At 68.6% G+C, this 20,327-nt stretch carries 20 protein-coding genes; 15 read left to right on the forward strand and 5 right to left on the reverse strand.

Going from position 1 to position 20,327, the window contains the following annotated elements; all coding sequences use genetic code 11:
- The first annotated feature begins 277 nt into the window (after positions 1 to 277).
- The 3 genes from ACOJVU_RS03935 to ACOJVU_RS03945 are packed head-to-tail and all read left to right on the forward strand — an operon-like array spanning position 278 to position 3,448.
- Positions 278 to 1,945 (forward strand): nitrite/sulfite reductase, encoded by a 1,668-nt coding sequence (locus ACOJVU_RS03935; protein ID WP_421528587.1) that lies wholly within the window; start codon positions 278 to 280, stop codon positions 1,943 to 1,945.
- Positions 1,946 to 1,991: 46 nt separating this feature from the next.
- Entirely contained in the window at positions 1,992 to 2,735 is a 744-nt protein-coding gene (locus ACOJVU_RS03940; protein ID WP_421528588.1) for a phosphoadenylyl-sulfate reductase, read from the forward strand.
- Positions 2,732 to 3,448, forward strand: coding sequence for a sirohydrochlorin chelatase (locus ACOJVU_RS03945; protein WP_421528589.1), 717 nt, complete (start codon positions 2,732 to 2,734; stop codon positions 3,446 to 3,448). Before ACOJVU_RS03940 ends, ACOJVU_RS03945 begins: the two co-directional genes overlap by 4 nt.
- Positions 3,449 to 3,461: 13 nt before the next feature.
- Here ACOJVU_RS03945 and ACOJVU_RS03950 read toward each other — a convergent pair whose 3' ends face one another.
- A complete protein-coding gene (locus ACOJVU_RS03950; RefSeq protein WP_421528590.1) occupies positions 3,462 to 4,406 on the reverse strand; it encodes a LysR family transcriptional regulator in 945 nt (314 codons plus the stop codon).
- 80 nt (positions 4,407 to 4,486) lie between these two features.
- Here ACOJVU_RS03950 and ACOJVU_RS03955 point away from each other — a divergent pair, with 80 nt between their 5' ends.
- The 6 genes from ACOJVU_RS03955 to ACOJVU_RS03980 all read left to right on the forward strand — a co-directional run bounded on the left by ACOJVU_RS03955 (position 4,487) and on the right by ACOJVU_RS03980 (position 10,642).
- Entirely contained in the window at positions 4,487 to 5,899 is a 1,413-nt protein-coding gene (locus tag ACOJVU_RS03955) for an FAD-dependent oxidoreductase (protein WP_421528591.1), read from the forward strand.
- A gap of 32 nt (positions 5,900 to 5,931) precedes the next feature.
- Entirely contained in the window at positions 5,932 to 6,258 is a 327-nt protein-coding gene (gene fdxA, locus ACOJVU_RS03960) for a ferredoxin (protein WP_421528592.1), read from the forward strand.
- A 232-nt stretch (positions 6,259 to 6,490) separates the two neighbouring features.
- Complete coding sequence (locus tag ACOJVU_RS03965) at positions 6,491 to 6,970, forward strand: inorganic phosphate transporter (protein WP_421528603.1); 480 nt, start codon at positions 6,491 to 6,493, stop codon at positions 6,968 to 6,970.
- 269 nt (positions 6,971 to 7,239) lie between these two features.
- Positions 7,240 to 8,052, forward strand: a complete 813-nt coding sequence (locus ACOJVU_RS03970) for a PPE family protein, SVP subgroup (protein WP_421528593.1) — start codon at positions 7,240 to 7,242, stop codon at positions 8,050 to 8,052.
- A gap of 47 nt (positions 8,053 to 8,099) precedes the next feature.
- Entirely contained in the window at positions 8,100 to 9,254 is a 1,155-nt protein-coding gene (locus ACOJVU_RS03975) for a PPE family protein (RefSeq protein ID WP_421528604.1), read from the forward strand.
- 113 nt (positions 9,255 to 9,367) lie between these two features.
- Positions 9,368 to 10,642 carry an alpha/beta hydrolase fold domain-containing protein gene (locus tag ACOJVU_RS03980; protein ID WP_421528594.1) on the forward strand — a complete coding sequence of 425 codons (1,275 nt, stop codon included), beginning with the start codon at positions 9,368 to 9,370 and terminating at the stop codon, positions 10,640 to 10,642.
- 26 nt (positions 10,643 to 10,668) lie between these two features.
- Here the strand turns inward: ACOJVU_RS03980 and ACOJVU_RS03985 are convergent, their stop codons facing one another.
- Positions 10,669 to 11,124 (reverse strand): protease inhibitor I42 family protein, encoded by a 456-nt coding sequence (locus tag ACOJVU_RS03985; protein ID WP_421528595.1) that lies wholly within the window; start codon positions 11,122 to 11,124, stop codon positions 10,669 to 10,671.
- A gap of 87 nt (positions 11,125 to 11,211) precedes the next feature.
- Between ACOJVU_RS03985 and ACOJVU_RS03990 the strand changes: the two genes are divergently transcribed.
- From ACOJVU_RS03990 to ACOJVU_RS04005, 4 genes are all read left to right on the forward strand, one after another.
- Positions 11,212 to 12,801, forward strand: coding sequence for a Na+/H+ antiporter (locus ACOJVU_RS03990; RefSeq protein WP_421528605.1), 1,590 nt, complete (start codon positions 11,212 to 11,214; stop codon positions 12,799 to 12,801).
- 28 nt (positions 12,802 to 12,829) lie between these two features.
- On the forward strand, positions 12,830 to 14,518 hold the full coding sequence (gene alsS / locus ACOJVU_RS03995; RefSeq protein ID WP_421528596.1) for an acetolactate synthase AlsS: 1,689 nt from the start codon (positions 12,830 to 12,832) through the stop codon (positions 14,516 to 14,518).
- Between the two features lie 5 nt (positions 14,519 to 14,523).
- The gene (gene budA / locus ACOJVU_RS04000; RefSeq protein WP_421528597.1) at positions 14,524 to 15,324 is read left to right on the forward strand and encodes an acetolactate decarboxylase; all 801 of its coding nucleotides are present in this window, start codon (positions 14,524 to 14,526) and stop codon (positions 15,322 to 15,324) included.
- A 94-nt stretch (positions 15,325 to 15,418) separates the two neighbouring features.
- Complete coding sequence (locus ACOJVU_RS04005; protein WP_421528598.1) at positions 15,419 to 16,561, forward strand: glycosyltransferase; 1,143 nt, start codon at positions 15,419 to 15,421, stop codon at positions 16,559 to 16,561.
- 64 nt (positions 16,562 to 16,625) lie between these two features.
- Here the strand turns inward: ACOJVU_RS04005 and ACOJVU_RS04010 are convergent, their stop codons facing one another.
- From ACOJVU_RS04010 to ACOJVU_RS04020, 3 genes are all read right to left on the reverse strand, one after another.
- Positions 16,626 to 17,102 (reverse strand): MPT63 family protein, encoded by a 477-nt coding sequence (locus ACOJVU_RS04010; protein WP_421528599.1) that lies wholly within the window; start codon positions 17,100 to 17,102, stop codon positions 16,626 to 16,628.
- Between the two features lie 139 nt (positions 17,103 to 17,241).
- On the reverse strand, positions 17,242 to 18,573 hold the full coding sequence (locus tag ACOJVU_RS04015; RefSeq protein WP_421528600.1) for an APC family permease: 1,332 nt from the start codon (positions 18,571 to 18,573) through the stop codon (positions 17,242 to 17,244).
- A gap of 180 nt (positions 18,574 to 18,753) precedes the next feature.
- Positions 18,754 to 18,897 carry a TetR/AcrR family transcriptional regulator gene (locus ACOJVU_RS04020; protein ID WP_421528601.1) on the reverse strand — a complete coding sequence of 48 codons (144 nt, stop codon included), beginning with the start codon at positions 18,895 to 18,897 and terminating at the stop codon, positions 18,754 to 18,756.
- Positions 18,898 to 19,053: 156 nt separating this feature from the next.
- Between ACOJVU_RS04020 and ACOJVU_RS04025 the strand changes: the two genes are divergently transcribed.
- Together ACOJVU_RS04025 and ACOJVU_RS04030 are read left to right on the forward strand one after the other, a co-directional pair.
- Positions 19,054 to 19,278, forward strand: coding sequence for an alpha/beta hydrolase (locus ACOJVU_RS04025; protein WP_421528602.1), 225 nt, complete (start codon positions 19,054 to 19,056; stop codon positions 19,276 to 19,278).
- A gap of 170 nt (positions 19,279 to 19,448) precedes the next feature.
- Positions 19,449 to 20,327 (forward strand): alpha/beta fold hydrolase (locus ACOJVU_RS04030; RefSeq protein ID WP_421528606.1); only part of this gene is annotated, 879 nt, incomplete at its 3' end.

Consider the following 20,327-nt stretch of genomic DNA (forward strand, 5'->3'; position numbering starts at 1 on the left):
GTCAACGTGAAGCCGCACACACAACAACGGCTTGTGGGCTCACAACGACGACACCTCTACTGGCCTCCGATCAACCGGCGCACCATGAATGTCGTGACCCGTAGGTCCAATGTTGTGCCTGCGGGCAACTCTTGCCGACCGGCATCGTTGTCGAAGTCGAGCTAGCCTACGAGTGAGACGCCTGCTGCGGGGGTGTGCAGCCCAAATGAGTCACCTGCGCGGCGCGCGGTGTTCAGGCCGGTAATCCGCCGCCGGCGACGTTCGAGAAGGAGACGCCATGACCACAGCCCGTCCCGCCAAGACTCGAGATGAAGGCCAGTGGGCGCTCGGAAGCCGCGACCCCCTCAACGACGCCGAGCAGGTCAAGCACGACGACGGCCCGCTGAACGCGCGCGACCGGGTCCTCAACAAGTACGCCAAAGAAGGCTTCGACAGCATCGACAAGTCCGATCTGCGGTTCCGCTTCAAGTGGCTGGGCCTCTACACCCAGCGCGAGCAGGGCTACGACGGCAGCTGGACCGGTGACGAGAACATCGACAAGCTCGAGGCCAAGTACTTCATGATGCGCGTGCGCGGCGATGGCAAGCCGATGTCGGCCAACACGCTGCGGGTCATGGGCCAGATCTCCACCGAGTTCGCCCGCGACACCGCCGACATCGGCGACCGGGAGAACCTGCAGTACCACTGGCTGCGGATCGAGGACATCCCCGAGATCTGGCGCCGGCTGGAATCCGTCGGCCTGTCCAGCACCGAGGCCTGCGGTGACTGCCCTCGCGGCTTCCACGGCAGCCCGCTGGCCGGCGACTCGCTCGATGAGGTGCTCGACCCGTCACCCGCCATCGACGAGATCATCCGCCGCTTCCTGGGCAACCCCGACTACGCCAACCTGCCGCGCAAGTTCAAGACCGCGATCTCGGGCCTGCAGGACGTCTCCCACGAGACTCACGACGTCGCGTTCATCGGTGTCAACCACCCCGAGCACGGCCCCGGCATGGACCTGTGGGTGGGCGGCGGCCTGTCCACCAACCCGATGATGGCGCAGCGCGTCGGCGTGTGGGTGCCGCTCGACGAAGTCCCCGACGTCTGGGAGGCCGTCACCTCGGTGTTCCGCGACTACGGCTACCGCCGGCTGCGGTCCAAGGCCCGGCTCAAGTTCCTGGTCAAGGACTGGGGCGTGGAGAAATTCCGCGAGGTCATGGAGACCGAATACCTCAAGCGCAAGATGATCGACGGCCCGGCACCCGAGCCGGCCAAACAGCCGATCGACCACGTCGGTGTGCAGAAAATCAAAAATGGCCGCAACGCCATCGGCGTCGCCGCCATCGCCGGCCGCGTCTCGGGCACCATCCTGCAGAAGGTGGCCGACCTGATGGAGCAGGTCGGCTCCGACCGGGCCCGGTTCAGCCCCTACCAGAAGCTGATCATCCTCGACGTGCCCGACGACAAGGTCGACTACATGGTCGCCGAGCTGGACAAGCTGGGCCTGCCGTCGAACCCCTCGAACTGGCGCAAGAGGACGATGGGCTGCACCGGCATCGAGTTCTGCAAGCTCTCGTTCGCCGAGACCCGTGTGCGGGCGCTGTCGCTGGTGCCCGAGCTGGAAGAGCGCCTGGCCGACGTCAACGACAAACTCGACGTGCCGATCACCGTCCACATCAACGGCTGCCCGAACTCCTGCGCGCGCATCCAGGTCGCCGACATCGGGTTCAAGGGCCAGTGGATCGACAACGGCGACGGCACCTCCGTCGAGGGCTTCCAGGTCCACCTCGGTGGCGGCCTCGGCATGGAGAGCAACTTCGGGCGCAAACTGCGCCAACACAAGGTCACCAGCGCCGAACTCGGCGACTACATCGACCGGGTGACCCGCAAGTTCCTGGATCAGCGTGAGGACGGCGAGCGCTTCGCCAGCTGGGCCGTGCGCGCCGAGGAAGCCGACCTTCGATAGCACGCCGACAACTACTCAGGCCGTTACGACCTAAGGACACAGTGAAATGACCGAAGTGGTGAACAACTTCACCGAGGAGCAGTTGCGTGAGCTGGCGGAGCGCGGCGCGGCCGAGCTCGAAGGCGCCAGCGCCGAGGACATGTTGCGCTGGACCGACGCGCACTTCGGTCCAGTCGCGGGTCCCCCCGACTGGACGACCAGCCGCTACATCGTCGCCTCCAACATGCAGGACGCGGTGCTGGTGCACCTGGCCGCCCAGGTGCGCGCCGGTGTGCCGATCCTGTTCCTGGACACGGGCTACCACTTCGCCGAGACGCTCGGCACCCGCGACGCGGTGGAATCCGTCTATGACGTGCACATCCTCAACGTCACCCCGGAGCACACCGTGGCCGAGCAGGACGAGCTGCTGGGCAAGGACCTGTTCTCCCGCGACCCCAACGAGTGCTGCCGGTTGCGCAAAGTCGTTCCGCTGCGCAAGGCGTTGAACGGCTACTCCGCGTGGGTCACCGGGATCCGCCGGGTGGAGGCCCCGACCCGGGCCAACGCCCCTTTCGTCAGCTTCGACGAGGCGTTCGGGCTGGTGAAGGTCAACCCGCTGGCCGCCTGGACCGACGAGGACATGCACAACTACATCGACAAGTACGGTGTGCTGGTCAACCCGCTCATCGACGAGGGTTACCCGTCGATCGGCTGCGCCCCCTGCACCGCCAAGCCGGTCGAGGGCGCCGACCCGCGCAGCGGACGCTGGCAGGGCCAGGGCAAGATCGAATGCGGGCTGCATAGCTCGTGAGCACGCTGATCCTCACCGCGCACGGCAGCCGCGACCCGCGGTCGGCCGCCAATGCGCACGCCGTGGCCGAGCGGCTGAGGAGGATGCGGCGAGGACTGGACGTGCGGCTGGGGTTCCTGGAGCTCAACGCGCCGAACTTCGCCGACGTGCTGGCCGGCCTGCCGGACAACCACCCCGCAGTGATCAGCCCGTTCCTGCTGGCCAGCGCGTACCACGCGCGGCTGGACATTCCCAAACAGATCGCGGAGACCGGCGCGCTGGGCGTGCGCCAAGCCGACGTGCTCGGTGAAGACGCTCGACTGATGTCAGTCCTGCACGAGCGACTCGGCGAGTTGGGGGTGTCCCCGGACGACGACGAACTCGGCGTGGTGGTGGTCGCGATCGGCTCGTCGCACACGGCGGTCAACGCGCGCACCGCGCAGGTGCCTGCCATGCTGGCCGCCGGCACCCGTTGGGCTGAGGCGACGATCGCCTTCGCGACCCGGCCCGATCAGTCGGTCACCCAGGCGATCCGTCAGGTGCGGCGCCGAGGGGCTCGCCGGGTCGTCATGGCGCCGTGGTTCCTGGCGCCGGGCCTGATCACCGACCGCGTGTCGACCTACGCCTGCGAGAACGGCATCCCGATGGCCGCGCCGCTGGGCGACCACCCGCTGGTCGCCGAGATCTTGTTGGACCGCTACGAACAGGCGCTGGCCGAGGACACCGCGGCCTGACGTCCGCTGCCCCTCACTGTCTCGGCCCGACCGACGTGATATGGCTGAGTAGGTCGCGTATCGCTCCCGCCGGCGGGGTGCGCCCGCCCACCCAGATGGCCCGGAATTGGCGCCGCAGGTCCAGCTCGGGAATATGGGCGGCGCGCAGCCGCCCGATCGCCAGGTCGTCGGCGACCGCGAGCTTGCTCATCGCCGCCGGTCCCGCGCCGGCCAGCACCGCCGCGCGCATGGCCGCGGCCGAGGTCAACTCCAAGACGGGCGGCACCTGCGCCATGTCCTCGCCCAGCGCGCGACACAACGCCGCGGTCAACGAGTCGCGGATACCCGAGTGAGGTTCGCGTGCGACCAATGGCGTCTCCGCGAGTTCCCGGGCGGTGACGGCCCCCGAGCGCCGGGCCCACTTGTGGGTCGGCGGTACCACGATCACCAGCTCATCGTGGCCCACCACGGCGCTGCCCAGCCCTTTGGGTGGGCCGGGGTTCTCGACGAAGCCGAGGTCGGCGCCGCCGTCGCGCACCGAGGCGATCGCGTGCTCGCTGTTGGTGGCGGTCAGGATCACCTGCGGTACCGCGTCGCCGCGGCGGGCCGCCGCTGCCTGCAGGGAAACCAGCCAGTGCGGCATCAGCTGCTCCGAGATCGTCTGGCTGGCCACCACCCGGATCTTCTCGCGGCCCTCCTTGCGCAGCGAGCTCATACCCGCGTCGACTTCACCGGCGACCTCGAGCAGGCGGGTCGCCCATTCGGCGACGAGCACACCGGTCGGCGTCAGCTGTGAGCCCCGGGTGGTCCGGACGGCCAGCGTGACCCCGACCTGGGCCTCCATCGACGCCAGCCGCCTCGACACGGCCTGCTGGGTCAATCCGAGCTCGCGCGCGGCGCGGCCCAGGCTGCCCGTTTCTGCGATCGCCAAAAACACCTCGAAAGAGGCCAGATCGGGCATGCGGGGGCTGAGCGGCATCGTTGGCACAACGATAGCTTGTGACACCACAACGTCGAAACCTCTACTCGCGGCCTGTCGCGACGACGACCATGAGAACCATGACCCGTGCAACCAATGAGGTACAGACACCGACACTGGACCGGGGACGTCCTTACCACGTCGCGATCGTGGGTTCCGGGCCGTCAGGATTCTTCGCGGCGGCGTCGCTGCTGAAGGCCGCAGACAACTCCGAAGACTTCGACGTCGCCATCGACATGCTGGAAATGCTGCCCACCCCCTGGGGGTTGGTACGGTCCGGTGTCGCCCCCGACCACCCCAAGATCAAATCCGTCAGCGCGCAGTTCGAGAAAACCGCCGAGGACCCCCGTTTCCGCTTCTTCGGCAACATACGGGTGGGCGAGCAGGTGCAGGCCGGCGAGCTCGCGGAGCGCTACGACGCGGTGATCTACGCTGTCGGCGCCCAGTCGGACCGCGCGCTGGGGATCCCCGGCGAAGACCTCCCCGGCAGCGTGGCCGCGACGGACTTCGTCGGCTGGTACAACGCGCACCCGTACTTCGAGGCGATGGCGCCCAACCTGTCGGGAGCCCGCGCGGTTGTGGTGGGCAACGGCAACGTGGCCGTCGACGTCGCCCGCATGCTGGTGACCGAGCCCGACGTGCTCGCCGTCACCGACATCGCCGATCACGCCCTGGAGTCGTTGCGGACCCGCGGCGTCAGCGAGGTGATGCTGGTAGGTCGCCGCGGCCCCCTGGAGGCCGCGTTCACCACGGTGGAGCTGCGCGAGCTCGGCGAGCTCGAGGGCGTCGACGTGGTGGTCGACCCCGCCGACCTGGAGAACATCAGCGACGAGGACGCCGCCGCGGCAGGCAAGATCACCAAGAACAACATCAAAATCCTCCGCGAGTACGCCGGTCGCACCGCCAATCCTGACAACCGACGAATCGTGTTGCGGTTCTTCACCTCTCCCATCGAGATCAAGGGAACCGACAAAGTCGAAAGCATCGTGCTGGGCCGCAACGAGCTGGTCACCGACGCCAACGGCCGGATCGTGGCCAAAGACACCGGGGCACGCGAAGAGCTGCCCACGCAACTCGTGGTGCGCTCGGTCGGCTACCGCGGTGTGGCCATCCCGGGGGTGCCCTTCGACGACAGGTCCGGCACGATCCCCCACACCAACGGCCGGATTGAGGGCAGCCGCAACGAGTACGTGGCCGGCTGGATCAAACGCGGACCGTCCGGCGTGATCGGCACCAACAAGAAGTGCTCTCAGGAGACCGTCGACACGCTGCTCGCCGACCTGGAAGCGGCTCGCCAATCCGGGCAGGCCGGGCACGGCGGGGACTACGCCGGCGAGCTCGCCGAGTGGCTGGCCTCGCGTCAGCCTCAGCTGGTCACCGCCGAGCGCTGGCAGCGCATCGACCGTTTCGAGCGCGAGGCCGGTGAGGCCCACGGTCGCCCCCGCGCCAAACTGGCCAACCTGTCCGAGCTGCTGCGAATCGCACACGGCTGATCGCCGAGCGCAATCAAGGAAGGAAAACCACTGTGACATACGTGATCGCGGAACCCTGTGTCGACATCAAAGACAAGGCATGCATCGAGGAGTGCCCCGTCGACTGCATCTACGAGGGCGCCCGGATGCTCTACATCCACCCCGACGAGTGCGTCGACTGCGGTGCCTGCGAACCGGTCTGCCCGGTCGAGTCCATCTACTACGAGGATGATCTGCCCGGCGAGTACAGCGAGTACGCCCAGATCAACGCCGACTTCTTCGCCGAGCTGGGCTCACCCGGCGGCGCGGCGAAGGTTGGATTGACCGAAAACGACCCCGCGCCGGTCAAGAATCTGGAAAGCCGCGCAGAAGCGACTTAGGACCAGCACCACGCCGGCCTCTGACAGCGTCGTCAGAGGCCGGCTTCTTGCATTTCGGCGCTGCTGTTCAACGCACGTTCACCTCTCGCTGGCCGCCGTCCACTACGCTGCCGCCTCTCGCGGTCGACGACGCCACAATCGGCCGGCTTTCTCGGACCGGACCGAAACTGGCACCTGTGGTTCGGCATGCTGCCGGCGGGCGCATTCCTGATGTTCTCGTGGTGGGCGTTCGATTACGTCGGCTACCGGGAACAAGATCATCCTGGTGCTGGCCACCGTCGTCGGGATGTTCATGGCCTTCAACGTCGGAGGCAATGACATCGCCAATGTCCTGCGCACCGACAGCATCGAAGGCAGCGCGGCGGTATCCGCTGCGGCGATGCCGACGTTCGGCGTCGCCGTGATCGCGGGGCTGTGGTTCATCGGCCGCCGGGTGATCGCCACCGTGGGACACAACCTCACCGAGATGCACCCGGCATCGGGATTCACCGCCGAACTGTCCGCGGCCGGTGTCGTCATGGGCGCGACCGTTCTGGGTCTGCCGGTTTCCGGCACTCACATTCTCATCGGCGCCGTCCTCGGCGTCGGCATGGTGAATAGGTCCACCAACTGGGGCCTGATGAAGCCGATCGCCCTGGCGTGGGTCATCACCTTGCCGTCGGCGGCAATCTTAGGCTCGCTCGGTCTTCTCGCGCTCAACGCCGCCTTCTGAGTACCGCCACCGCGACGACGGCGCGGCGGCCTCGCGCCGAACGTGTTCTCACGGCGAGATTTTGGTCGATTTCTCGCCATGGGTTCACGTTCGGCGGAGCCGGCTGGCTTGAGGCCGATCTCCTCGATCATCCGTCCTTTGCCTTCCGGCGGTGTGTCGATTCGCTGTCTGCGCACGTCACGGCGACTACAAATGAACCTGGCGGCAGCCGGCCGTCGCTCAAGTCACGACATGCACCCAATTCTGGCGAGAGCCAAAAGGAGACATCGATGTCCTTCGTGACCACCTACCCCGAAGCGCTGACCTATGCAGCGGGCAAACTCCAGACCCTCGGTTCTGCGCTGTCCGATCAAAGCACGGCCGCCGCGCTCCCGACCACTGGCGTTGCGCCCGCAGGCGCCGACGAGGTCTCGGCTCTGCAGGCGGCGGTTTTCGCGGCCTACGGCAACCTGTACCAGTCCGTCAGCGCCCAGGCCGCGGCGATCCACGAGCTGTTCGTGAAGACGTTGGGGACCAGCGCCGGGTCGTATGCGATGACCGAGTCGGCCAACTCGATCGCGGCCTCCTCACCGCTGTCGGCGCTGACGGGTACCACCAATACGACCAGCGCCGGGCTCATACCGTCGGGGCTGTCCGGCGGTCTGGCCAACATCATCAACGTCGGTGCCGGAAACTACTCCTCCGCCGCATCGGACCTGCTCGGGCTGGCCGGTGGTGGCCTGCTGACGTCAGAGGAAAGCGGTCTGGGAACCGTGCCCGGCGCGCAGGTCGGGTTGGCCGGATCGACCTACCCGTACCCGACGGGTTCTGGTGGGGTTCCGATCGCCGCGGGTCTGGGGCAGGCGGCCTCGGTCGGCCGTCTCTCGGTGCCGCCCTCCTGGACCGGGGGACCGGCGGCACCGGCGGGCAGCCCCGGCGCCGCGACGTTGGCCGGCTGGACTCCCCCGCCCACCCACGGCACCTCGGTGACCACCGTGCCCGCCGGAGTGCCGTCGGCCGCCGCGGCCGGCAGGGGCGGCGGACTCGGCGCCCCGCGCTACGGCGTCAAGCCCACCGTGATGGGGCGCCCCGCGGGCGTCTGACAACCACGACATCACACCTGGAATCGAGCGACTAGGAGCCTGTCATGATGGATTTCGGCGCAGTGCCCCCCGAAGTCAACTCCGCACGCATGTACGCCGGTGCGGGCGCCGCGCCGATGATGGCGGCCGCGTCGGCGTGGAACGCCCTGGCCGCGGAGTTGAGCACCACCGCGACCGGCTACGAGTCGGTGATGGCGGAGCTCACCGGCGAGCAGTGGACGGGTCCGGCAGCCGCATCGGCAGCCAGCGCAGTCCAGCCCTACCTTGGGTGGCTCAACACGACCGCCGCGCACGCCGAGCACGCGGCCACGCAGGCCGCGGCATCGGCGGCTGCCTTCGAGACCGCGTTCGCGATGATCGTTCCTCCGCCGGAGATCGCGGCGAACAGGGCCCAACTGGCGGCGCTGGTGGCGACCAACGTCCTGGGCCTCAACACGGCGGCCATCATGGCGACCGAAGCCCACTACGGCGAGATGTGGGCCCAGGACGCCGCCGCCATGTACGGCTACGCCGCGTCCTCGGCGCGCGCCGGGGTGCTTAACCCGCTGACCTCACCCACACCGATCGCCAACCCGGCCGGGCTGGCCGGTCAGGCCGCCGCGGTCACCCAGGCAGCCGCGTCGACTCCCATGCAGGCCGGCCTGACGCAGTTGATCTCGGCCGCGCCCCACGCGGTGGCCGCTCTGGCGGCGCCCGCCCAGGCCGGCTCACTCGACAGCTTCCTGAGTATCCCGTTCGTGGCGAACGCCATCGACGGCGCCGTCGACACCTCAGCGTGGTTCACCATGGAAACCATACCGATCTCGGTGTTGCTGGGACACACCGTCAACGCGGCCTCGGGGGCCGCCGCCGGTTCGGCGGGCGCCGGGGCTCTGGCAGGCGGTGTGGGCGGAACCGCGCTGGTGGACGCGACGGAGCCGGCCGCCGCGGGCGCAGTGACCGGAACCCCGGTGCTGGCAGGGGTCGCCCAAGCGTCCACCGTGGGCCAGTTGTCGGTGCCGGCCAGTTGGTCGGCGGCCGCCCCGCCCGCGGCGCCGGCCGCGGCGCCGGACGGTTCGGGCTGGGCCGTCGCGCCCGACGACGAGGTGACAGCGGTGCCGGCCGGGATGCCGGCGATGACCGCGGCCGGGAAGTCGCTGGGCTTCAGCGGTCCGCGCTACGGCGTCAAACCCACCGTGATGCCCAAGAACGTGCTGGCATGACGAAATTCCGCGGGGCCGCAGTGCCGGTGCGAGCCCGGCGCGTGCACGTGCCACGCCGCCGAACTGCCGGGCTGGGTGGCAGCCGGGTGCGTGCCGCCTCGTAGGGTGACGACATGCCGGAAGCTCGAGTCGTCCATGCCCTCAGGCAAATCGGGTCGTTGGTGGTGACGGCGGTGACCGCGGTTTCCACTCTCAACGCCTACCGCCCACTGGCTCGCCGCGGCTACCTGTCGCTGTTCTCGTTCATCTTCGGCATGGTGGTCACCGAGCTGCCGCTGCAGACGCTGATCAGTCAGCTCGGCGGGCTCGCGGCCACCGCCCGCCGCCTGGACCGGCCGGTGCGCGCGGCCGCCTGGCTGGTGGCGGGAATCTCGGCGCTGGGCCTGGTCAACTTCAGCCGCGCCGGCCACCGGGCGAATGTTCCGCTGGCCGCGGCGCTGGACAGCGGGCTGGGGCCGGCCCGTCTCACCGAGTCGGCGGACCTGTGGCGCCGGCCGGCCGGCAGCGGCACCGCCAAGGCGCCCGGAGTGCTGCGCATGATGCGCATCTACCGCGACTATGCCCACGACTCCGACATCAGCTACGGCGAATACGGCAGCGCCAACCGCCTCGACATCTGGCGGCGCCCGGACCTCGACCCGGCCGGCAAGGCGCCGGTGCTGTTCCAGATTCCCGGCGGGGCGTGGACGGTGGGAAACAAACGCGGACAAGCCCACCCGTTGATGAGCCACCTGGCCGAGCTGGGCTGGATCTGCGTGGCGATCAACTACCGGCACAGCCCACGCAACACCTGGCCCGCCCACATCGTCGACGTCAAGCGAGCCCTGGCCTGGGTCAAGGCGCACATCGCCGCATACGGCGGCGATCCCGACTTCGTGGCCATCACCGGCGGCTCGGCCGGAGGGCACCTCTGCGCGCTGGCGGCACTGACACCCAACGACCCGCAGTTCCAGCCGGGATTCGAAGACGCCGACACCGGGGTGCAGGCCGCGGTGCCGTTCTACGGCGTCTACGACTTCACCCGGTTCAACGACGCGATGCACCCCATGATGCCGGGGCTTCTCGTGAAGTCGGTGATGAAGCAACGCCCCTCGACAAACCTGGAGATCTACCGCACGGCGTCACCGATCAACCACGTGTCCGCCGACGCGCCCCCCTTCTTCGTCCTGCACGGGCGCAACGACTCGCTGGTTCCCGTCGCCCAGGCGCGTGCCTTCGTCGGTGCGCTGCGGCCGGTCAGCCAACAGCCCGTCGTGTACGCCGAACTGCCTTACACGCAGCACGCCTTCGACGTCTTCGGCTCGGCGCGTGCGGCGCACGCGGCGGTCGCCGTCGAGCAGTTCCTCGCTGAGGTCTACGCCAAGCGGCGCCAGGTTTCTGCCGCGTAAGGATCGCTCGGGGCACCGCGCCGGTCTCACTGCACGGTCACGATCGCGGCGTAGGTGCACGCCGGTTTGCTGTCCTTACCCACGAAGCTGGAGTAGTACGTGGTGACCGTCGTCGTTCCGCGTCTCAGCGCGTCGAACGTCCACACTTCGGTGCCCGGCGCTCCCATCCGCTCGGTGGTCGGTTGCACATACCGGTGGCCAGATTGCCGGACGATCGAGGAATCGCCGATTCGCGCGTCCGCCTCCCATCGGTAGGGCGTCGAGTAGTTCGAGCCCAGCTTCACCGTGAGGGTGTTGCCGACATCGAGCGTGACGTTCTGGGTGATGTTGTCCTTGTGCAGCACCTCGTCCATCGAGACCTGCAGGATTTTGTTCGACGAAGGGTTCCTGGACTGGAACGAGCAGCCCAACGATGCCGATGAGACGAGCGCGATGACCGTCACCATCAACCTGATCTTCGTCAGCAGCAGTTGTACCCCCATGGCCCTTGCAGCCTAATATTGCCGCCCGGTGTCCGGATGCAGACGGGTGCGCGCCGCGAGGCTCGCATGTCCGGCAGGATGGGCCGGGTGTTCGGGCTCGTCGTGATCGTTGCGCTGGTATCCGCTGTCATCGCGGGCACGGTCCTGGGCCATCGTTACCGCGTCGGCCCGCCGGTGCTGCTGATCCTGCTCGGGGGTTTGCTGGGCCTGATCCCCCGATTCGGTGACGTACGGATCGACGGTGAGATCGTGCTGCTGTTGTTCCTGCCGGCGATCTTGTACTGGGAGGCCTTGAACACCAGCTTCCGCGAAATCCGCAAGAACGCGCGCATGATCGTGTTCCTCAGCGTCGCGCTGGTGATCGCCACCGCGGTCGCCGTGTCGTGGACAGCGCGGGCGCTGGGCATGGAGTCCCACGCGGCCGCGGTCCTCGGGGCTGTGCTGTCTCCCACCGACGCCGCCGCTGTGGCCGGCCTGGGAAAGCGGCTGCCGCGCCGCTCGCTGACCGTGCTGCGCGCCGAGAGCATCGTCAACGACGGGACCGCGCTCGTGCTGTTCGCGCTGACCGTGCATGTCGCGATCGGCGGCGCCGCGGTCGGTCCTCTGGACCTGGCCGTCCGGTTCGTCGGCTCCTACGTCGGCGGCATCGTTTCCGGACTCGTGGTCGGCGGATTGGTGATCGTGGTGCGGCGCCGCCTCGACGCACCACTCGAGGAAGGCGCTTTGAGCCTACTGACGCCTTTCGCGGCGTTCCTGCTGGCCGATTCGCTGAACTGCAGCGGTGTGGTCGCGGTAGGGGTGTCCGCCCTGATGCTCACCTACTACGGGCCGGTGGTGATCCGGGCGCGGTCGCGGTTGCAGTCGTATGCGTTCTGGGACATCGCGACCTTCCTGATCAACGGCTCGCTGTGGGTGTTCGTCGGAGTCCAGATCCCGGGCGCACTGCGCGGCATCGCCGGGGTCGAGGGCGGGATCCGGCACGCGGCTTGTATCGCTTTGGCGATCACCGGCGTCGTGGTCGGGTCCCGGATCTTCTGGGGCGAGATCACCGCTGCGGTCTTCCGCCTGCTCGATCGTCGCGAGATGCGACGCGCCCGCCGTATCGGCTGGCGGATGCGCTTCGTCACCGCCTGGGCGGGATTCCGCGGCGCGGTGTCGCTGGCCGCGGCCCTGGCCGTGCCGATGACCACCCTGAGCGGCGCGCCGTTCCCGGACCGCAACATGCTCGTCTTCGTGGTGATCGTCGTGATCCTGGTCACCGTCATCGTGCAGGGCAGCACGCTGCCCGCCGTGGTCCGCTGGGCCCGGTTGCCCGAGGACCTCTCCCTCGCGAAGGAGTTGCAGTTGGCCCGCAGCCGTGGCACCAGAGCCGCGTTGACGGCGTTGCCGCTGGTCGCCGGTGAGCTCGGCGTCGACGAGGAGCTGTTGGCCCGGATCCGCAAGGAATACGAGGAACACGCGGCGCTCATCACCGCAAGCGACGGCTCGGGGTCCATCGAGCTGATCGAACGCAACGATCTGGTTCGGCGGGTGCGCCTCGGGGTGCTCGAACACAAGCGCCGCGAGATCACCGCGCTGCGCAACCAGAACCTCATCGACGACATCGTGCTGCGCGAGCTGCAGGAGGAGATGGATTTGGAGGAAGTGCAACTCCTGGACGCCACCGACGGGGACTGAGCGGCCACCGAGCGGTCACACTGGCTACATGGTGTTCAACAAGCCCGTCAAACCCGTGCGCAGCGCTGACAAGATCGTCGAGGTGCTCTCGGCCCAGGGCGTCGAGTACGTCTTCGGCGTGCCCGGCGCGAAGATCGACGCCGTCTATGACGCCCTGGTCGACTGCGGCCCGCAGCTGGTGGTGTGCCGCCACGAACAGAACGCGGCGTTCATGGCCGGGGCGGTCGGCCGGCTCACCGGCGTGCCCGGCGTCGTCCTGGTGACATCCGGTCCCGGCACGGCCAACCTGGCCACCGGGCTGCTCACCGCCAACACCGAGCAGGACCCGGTGGTCGCGCTGTGTGGGGCCGTGCGCCGCCGGGACCGGCTCAAGCGCACGCATCAATCCATGGACGCCGCGGCGTTGCTCAAAACGGTCACCAAGTTCACCGGCGAGATCAACGACCCCGACAACGCCGCCGAGGCCACCGTCGCGGCGTTCCGCGCCGCGCTCGGCGAGCCGCGCGGCGCGGCCGCGATCGTGCTGCCCGCCGACGTGCTGGCCGCCCCGACCACCGCGGGAATCACCGCCCGCCTGCCGATCCCGCCGCTGACGACGGCCCCGGCGTTCGCCGTCGACAGGGCGTGCGAGCTCGTTCGGGCCGCACGCCGGCCCGCGCTGCTCGTCGGCAGTCGCGGCGCCGATCCGGACAGCTGCCTGGCGCTGCGCGCCCTGATCGCCACGACGGGACTGCCCGTGGTGGAGACCTTCCAGGCCGCCGGAGTGGTGTCGCGCGCCCTCGAGGACTACTTCCTGGGCCGGGTGGGCCTGTTCCGCAACCAGCCCGGCGATGTGGTCCTGGCCCGCGCCGACGTGTTGGTCGCCGTCGGGTACGACACCGTCGAATACGACCCCGTGTTGTGGAACAGCGACGTCGGGCGCACCGTCGTGCACATCGACTCGGTGCCCGCCGACATCGACAACAACTATCAGCCCGCCTGCGAGCTGCTCGGCAACGTCGCGGCCACCCTGGAGTCGCTGACCGACAAGCCGGCCGGCCTCACGCTGTCCGACGCCTACCGGGCCGAGATCGCCGGGCAGCGAAAAGCGCTGGCGGACATCGACGCCGCCGCGCGCGAGCGCGCCCCCGACGGCCCGGGACTCGACCCGGCCGCGGTCGTGCTGCGGCTGCGCGAGGAACTCGGCTACGACGACGAGGCCACCATCGCCTGCGACATCGGCTCGGTCTACATCTACATGGCCCGCCACTTCCGGGTCTACGAGCCCAGGCGGCTGCTGTTCTCCAACGGCCAACAAACCCTGGGCGTCGCCCTGCCGTGGGCGATGGCCGCCTGCCTGGTGCGGCCGGGCACGCCGGTCGTCTCCGTCTCCGGCGACGGCGGATTCCTGTTCTCCGCGCAGGAACTCGAGACCGCCACGCGGCTGGGCCTGACGTTCACCCATATCGTGCTGCGCGACAACGCCTACGACATGGTGGGCTTCCAGGAGGCCCTGAAATACGGACGCACGTCGGGGGTTGTGCTCGGCGACTACGACATCGTCTCGTACGCGGCCGCCTTCGGCGCCCGCGGCCACCGGGTGGAAACCCTCGAGGAGTTCGGTGCCACCGTGCGCCGGGCGCTGGCCGAGCCGGGCGTCTCGCTGATCGACGTTCCCGTGGACTACAGCCGCAACCCCGAGCTGGCCGCGGTCCTGCACGAGGACCCCTTCGAGTAGCCACGATGGACGCTTCCGGTGCATACGAGCATTTCCGCCATTGGGCTGCAACGCTTCTCGCCCACCAGCAGGCCGGCTCCGAGGTCTACCAGTTCTCGACGATCGGTGCGCTGCTGGACGGCGTCTACGACGGCGACATCACGGTCGCCGAAATCCTGCGGCACGGCGACTTCGGGCTGGGCACCTTCAACCACCTCGACGGCGAGATGGTCGTCCTGGACGGCGTCTGCTACCGGGTGCGCGCCGACGGAACCGCCACCCGGGCCGACCCGACCGATCGCACCCCGTTCGCGGCGGTCACCCGATTCCACGCCGACTTCGAGTTCGACATCGCCGAACCCACCGGCAAGGCGGCGGTGGCCGATGCCATCGACCGCCGGATCGCCAGCGCCAACCTGATTTACGCGATCCGCATCACCGGCCGGTTTCGTGAGCTGCACACCCGCACGGTGCTGGCCCAACAGGAGCCCTATCCTCCGCTGACGCAGGCGACCGAGGGGCAAGCCGAGACGGTGTTCACCGACGCGACCGGCACGTTGGTCGGTTTCCGCACCCCCGAGTTCGAGCAGGGAATCTCGGTCGCCGGTTACCACCTGCACTTCCTCGACGCCGAGCGCACGGGCGGTGGCCACGTCCTCGACTTCGACCTCGAGCACGGACGGGTCGCGGTCAGCAGCGCCGCACAACTGCACCTGAGCCTGCCCACGTCCGGCGCCTTCCTCGACGCGCGGCTTTCCGGCGCCGACATCGCCGAACGGATCGACCAAGCCGAAGGCCCCGGGGCCGATCGGCCACCCGAACTGTGACCCACGGGGCACCGGGCACGGAATTCACGGACTGTTCAGACCATCGTCGGTTGGGCATCGTGGACTGCACACGCGCACCGCGTGTCCTCACGATATGCGTGTCGTCCAGGTTGCCAACTTCTACGGCCCTCGGTCCGGTGGCCTGCGCACCGCGGTGGACCGACTGGGCGCGGAGTATTGCGCCAGCGGGCACGAGGTCTTCCTGATCGTTCCCGGTCCGTCCGCCGAACGGAACCTGCTGCCGACGGGCGTGGTCCGAATCACTCTGCCCGCCAAGTTGATTCCGCTGACCGGCGGTTATCGAGCGGTGTTGCCGGGCCCCGTCAAAGCCTTGCTGGGGGCCCTGGAGCCCGACGCGCTGGAGGTGTCCGACCGGCTGACGCTGCGGTCGCTTGGCCGGTGGGGCCGCGCATACGGCGCCAGAACGGTGATGATCTCCCACGAGCGCCTGGATCGCCTTGTGGGACAGATACTCCCGCGCCGCCCCGCCCAGAAGTTTGCGGACTTCGCCAACCGGCGCACCGCGGCCGACTACGACACCGTGGTGTGCACGACGAACTTCGCGCGCGAGGAGTTCGACCGTATCGGCGCGTCGAACACCGTCACCGTCCCGCTGGGCGTGGACCTGCAGACGTTCCATCCGCGCCGCCACTCGTTCCTGGTGCGCCGGCGCTGGGCCGCGCCGCAGCAGATCCTGCTGGTCCACTGCGGCCGGTTGTCGGTGGAGAAGCGGGTCGACCGCAGCATCGACGCGCTCGGCAGCTTGCACCATGCCGGCGTCGACGCCCGGCTGCTGGTCGTCGGCGAGGGGCCGCTACGGGCCCGGCTCGAGCGGCAGGCCGCCCGGCTGCCGATCGACTTCACCGGGTTCATCGACGATCGGCACACCGTGGCGGGGCTGCTGGCGTCGGCTGACGTGATGCTCGCGCCCGGGCCGCACGAGACCTTCGGACTGGCCGCGCTGGAATCGCTGGCGTGCGGTACCCCGGCCGTGGTGTCGCGCACGTCGGCGCTGACCGAGATCGTCACCCCCGACAGCGGTGCGCTTGCCGACAATGACCCTCGCGCCATCGCCCACGCGGTCGGCGCCGTCGTCCGTCGGCCCGAATTCCACCGTCGGTCCTCCGCACGCCGCCGCGCGGAAGTCTTCACCTGGCAGCGGGCCGCGGCCGGCATGCTGACATCGTTGGACACCAGCGACGGCGGCCGAGGCGGCGATTCCGAGCGCACCGCCTAGCGGTCCGACCCGACCTGGCCACTGCCTGCGGCCCATCGAGCGTGAAAGCCCTCTGAGTTCACCCCTAAGGACCCCAGATGAGGAGGTCTTCCATCCCGTTGTTCATCGTGACGGTGTTCGGCGAGGGTCCCGTGACGTCGAAGTGGATCTTGCCGGTCGATTCTGCACCTTCGGGAATCGTGGCCCCGCTGATGTTGGTGGGGCTCGCGACGAACCACAGCACCCGATAGGCGGCCTCGTTGGGGGCGACGGCGTTGAACTGCGAAATGGCCGGGGTGACGCTGCCCCGAATCGCCCGGACGGTGGCGGTCGCCTCCCACAGCTTGCCGACCGGCGTGTATCCCGGCGTCTCGTCGGAACTCGGTTGCAGATCACCGACTTTCCAGGCGAGAACCACCTGGCCGACGGTATCGGTCATCGTCAGCTCGCTGCCGAGTTTGCCGACGATCGGATACGCCGCCGAGGCGGCTGGTGCGGCCGCGATCCCGGCCATTGCCAAGACCGCGGTTGTCACTGTCACAATCAACGAGCTGATCTTCATCATGTCCTCCCAACTCGTGCGAACAACGACGTCGCCGGCGAAGGGCCGACTCCATGAACCCAGTGTCTCCGCCGCACGCGCGCCTCGCTAGGGCCGTTCGGCCCAATCGCCACAGAAAAGACCTCGCTCGACAGCGCGGTCACTCCTGCGGGAATAGCGCGGGTGGATGGCTGACCCGCCGTCCCCGCAGCCGCACCACGCCCTCGACGACCAGCGTACCCAGCAGGAAGCCGCCAAGGATCCAGAGCTGTTGGGGCATCGTGGTGGCCGCGTAGGCTGTCATCGCGGCGAACGCACCCAAACAGGCTGCGGCGCCGCCGACCGCGACCGCCTTGGTCGAGCGGGCGACGCGGAAGCGCAGCACCGCGAGGTTCACCGCGGCGAAGATGAGCAGGAACCCGGCCGAGCCCATCAGGCTGATGCCCCCGATGTCCACGGCATTGACCACGACGAGGGTGCCGACGGTCGTCGCCAGCAGGCCCCCGGCCGGGCGATCCCAGACGGACCGGGTCAGCGCGGCCGGCAGCTCGCCGTCACGCGCCATCAGATACGTGAATTTCCCCGTGCCGTAGAGGGTCGCGTTGATCGCGCTCGCGGTGGAGACCACCGCCGCGATGCCGATCAGGTTGAAACCCGCCGAGCCCAGGAACGGACGCGCGGCGACGGCCAGCGCGTAGTCGCGGTCGTGATCGATCTGCGCGAGGTTCAGGTTGCCGACGGCGACGAAGGCGACCAGGACGTAAAGGGCGATCACCACGCCGATCGAGATCCCGTACGCTAGCGGCAGGCTGCGCCGCGGATCCTTCGCGTCCTCGGCGGCGTTGGCGATCAGCTCGAAACCTTCATACCCGAGGAAGATCAGCGCACCGGCGTAGACGATCACACCCGGCGACGGATAATGGGCGGGCGAAACCCGTTCGCCGTGCACGAAAGCCAGCCCCGCGACGCAGAACAGCAGCAGGATCGCCAGCTTGCCGTAGACCAGGAAAGCTTCGGTGCGCCCGACGATGCGGGCACCGGCCAGGTTCAGCGCCGCGAAGGCCAGCACGACCCCGCTGGCCAGCACGCGGCGCCAGGGGCCGGCCGGATCGACGCCCAGCAGCGCGGCCGCGTAGCTGCCGAAGGCGACCGCATACAGCCCGAGCATCACGAAGTAGCTCAGCCACAACAGCACGTTGAGCGGCCCGGCGATCGTGGTGCCGAAGCACTTGTCCAGGAAGAACGCGGTGCCGCCGCGACTGCGGATGCGCACCGACAGCAGCGCATACGAGCGCCCGGTCAGCGCCGCGATCACCCCACCGGCGACGAACGACAGGTAGGCGCCCGCGTCGGCGATCTGCATCGTCAGGCCGAGCACCGAGAAGATGCCGCCACCGACCATGCCGCCGATGCCGATCGACACCAGCGCCGCCACCCCGAGTTCGCCTGCGGGACGCCGTCTGCCGGTGTCGGAGGGGCGTGCGGACGACATCCGAAAAGAATAGGTTGCGCGGTCAATAGTTTCGGTGCGGCGCCGCGACCATCGGCGTTGTCCGGGCGCAGCAACGACGCCATCGCATTCGGCGACGACCTTTTCGACCGCGTCGAAAGCCGAGCGCGCGCCACGTTCGGCCAGCGCCGCGATCAACGCCTCCTTCGACGAAAACCATTGTTAGAAATCCCCTTTGGAGATGCCGGCGGCGGCGATCAGATCGTTGAGGCTGACGTTGTCATAGCCGCGCCGCAAAAACAGCCCCGCCGCCAGGTCGAGCAGTTCGGCCCTGCGGACGTCGGGATGCTCAACGACCCGGGGCACGCGGGCGGTCCTCGGGCTTCCAGCCGACATAGGTCAGATACATTCCGGCCGCGACCAGGCAGAGGAACAACGCCCAGATCACCGCGGTCTCACCCGCCCCGTGCGCGCCACACCGCCTGCCTTGACGAGGAATACGTCGGAAAGCACATCCTGGACATGCTGTGGCTGAACCTGCCCCGGCCCCAACTCGTCTCGACCCCGGTCTTGGTGCTGGGCGCCGCGGACGACGTGTGTTTCACCCAGCCGGAAGTTCGTGCGACCGCGGCCGCCTACCAGACCCGGGCGGAGATCTTTCCCGACATGGGCCACGACATGATGCTCGAGCCGAACTGGGCCGTCGTGGCCGAACGCCTCCACGCATGGCTGGAGTCCGTGCCGTAGGGACCGGAAGGAAGACGCCTTGGCAGACCGGCGTGACGGCAACGCCACGATCGCCATCGATGTCAGCGCGGCGATGCTGTGCCGGCTACGCCGGCGTCGGAGGAGGCAAGATGCGCGGCATGGGGCACGGGCAGTTGTCCAACCACCATCGCCTCTGCGATGCTGACACCTTGGACATCTTCGCGGAGTGGCAGAAGGACAGCACGCAGCTTCGTTGGCGGTCGACCACGGCGGCCAACAACGGGACCGAGGTGACGGTGTTCAGCCGCCGGTGCGGAACCCCCGGCCAACCCGCGTTGGTGCTCGTGCACGGCTTCCCGACGTCGAGCATCGATTACTACACCTTGTCGGGCGAGCTGAGCTCGGAGTTCGACATCCACGTCCTGGACTTCCCGGGCTACGGGCTGTCCGACAAGCCACCCGAACCCTACGTGTACTCGTTGTACGACGACGCACGCCTGCTCGTCGACACGATCACCCGGGTCTGGCAGCTGACCGAGTACCGCATGCTCGGCCACGACCGCGGCAGCAGCGTCGCCATGATCGCGCTCGGCATGCTGGCAGAACAGGACCCGCCGGCGGTCCCCGTCGACCTGTTCCTCACCAACGCCAACATCTACCTCCCGCTGTCCAACCTGACCTCGTTCCAGACCGCGTTGCTCGACCCGGCGACCGCGCGCGACACCGTGGCCGCGATCACCCCGGAGATGCTGGCGACGGGCATGGGGGCGGGTGCCTTCATGCCCCGGCGCACACTGGAAGACCCCGAGATCGCCGCATTGGCAAAGTGTTTCGCTCACAACGACGGGATTGGGGTGCTGCCCGACACCATCAAGTATCTGCACGAGCGCGCCGCCGACGAAACCAGTTGGCTCGAAGCGCTTTCCACCAGTCGCGTCAACGCCACGCTGGTGTGGGGCCTGCACGACAGCATCGCGCCCCTGCGCGTGCCGAACCATGTCTGGCATACCTACCTGAAGAACAAGCCCGGCCGCAACCGCTACTGGGTTGTTCCCACCGCCGATCACTATCTGCAGTGCGACGCCCCC

Source organism: Mycobacterium sp. THU-M104, from assembly GCF_049197365.1.
GTDB lineage: Bacteria > Actinomycetota > Actinomycetes > Mycobacteriales > Mycobacteriaceae > Mycobacterium.

What these genes read in the sequence shown, in the direction of transcription:
- ACOJVU_RS04015 (WP_421528600.1), bottom strand. Translation starts at nt 18,573, where the DNA reads ATGTCGTCCGCACGCCCCTCCGACACCGGCAGACGGCGTCCCGCAGGC.
- ACOJVU_RS04010 (WP_421528599.1), bottom strand. Translation starts at nt 17,102, where the DNA reads ATGAAGATCAGCTCGTTGATTGTGACAGTGACAACCGCGGTCTTGGCA.
- alsS (WP_421528596.1), top strand. Translation starts at nt 12,830, where the DNA reads ATGGTGTTCAACAAGCCCGTCAAACCCGTGCGCAGCGCTGACAAGATC.
- ACOJVU_RS03970 (WP_421528593.1), top strand. Translation starts at nt 7,240, where the DNA reads ATGTCCTTCGTGACCACCTACCCCGAAGCGCTGACCTATGCAGCGGGC.
- ACOJVU_RS03980 (WP_421528594.1), top strand. Translation starts at nt 9,368, where the DNA reads ATGCCGGAAGCTCGAGTCGTCCATGCCCTCAGGCAAATCGGGTCGTTG.
- ACOJVU_RS03940 (WP_421528588.1), top strand. Translation starts at nt 1,992, where the DNA reads ATGACCGAAGTGGTGAACAACTTCACCGAGGAGCAGTTGCGTGAGCTG.
- ACOJVU_RS04005 (WP_421528598.1), top strand. Translation starts at nt 15,419, where the DNA reads ATGCGTGTCGTCCAGGTTGCCAACTTCTACGGCCCTCGGTCCGGTGGC.
- ACOJVU_RS03950 (WP_421528590.1), bottom strand. Translation starts at nt 4,406, where the DNA reads ATGCCGCTCAGCCCCCGCATGCCCGATCTGGCCTCTTTCGAGGTGTTT.
- ACOJVU_RS03955 (WP_421528591.1), top strand. Translation starts at nt 4,487, where the DNA reads ATGACCCGTGCAACCAATGAGGTACAGACACCGACACTGGACCGGGGA.
- ACOJVU_RS04025 (WP_421528602.1), top strand. Translation starts at nt 19,054, where the DNA reads ATGCTGTGGCTGAACCTGCCCCGGCCCCAACTCGTCTCGACCCCGGTC.
- budA (WP_421528597.1), top strand. Translation starts at nt 14,524, where the DNA reads ATGGACGCTTCCGGTGCATACGAGCATTTCCGCCATTGGGCTGCAACG.
- ACOJVU_RS03985 (WP_421528595.1), bottom strand. Translation starts at nt 11,124, where the DNA reads ATGGGGGTACAACTGCTGCTGACGAAGATCAGGTTGATGGTGACGGTC.
- ACOJVU_RS03935 (WP_421528587.1), top strand. Translation starts at nt 278, where the DNA reads ATGACCACAGCCCGTCCCGCCAAGACTCGAGATGAAGGCCAGTGGGCG.
- ACOJVU_RS03975 (WP_421528604.1), top strand. Translation starts at nt 8,100, where the DNA reads ATGGATTTCGGCGCAGTGCCCCCCGAAGTCAACTCCGCACGCATGTAC.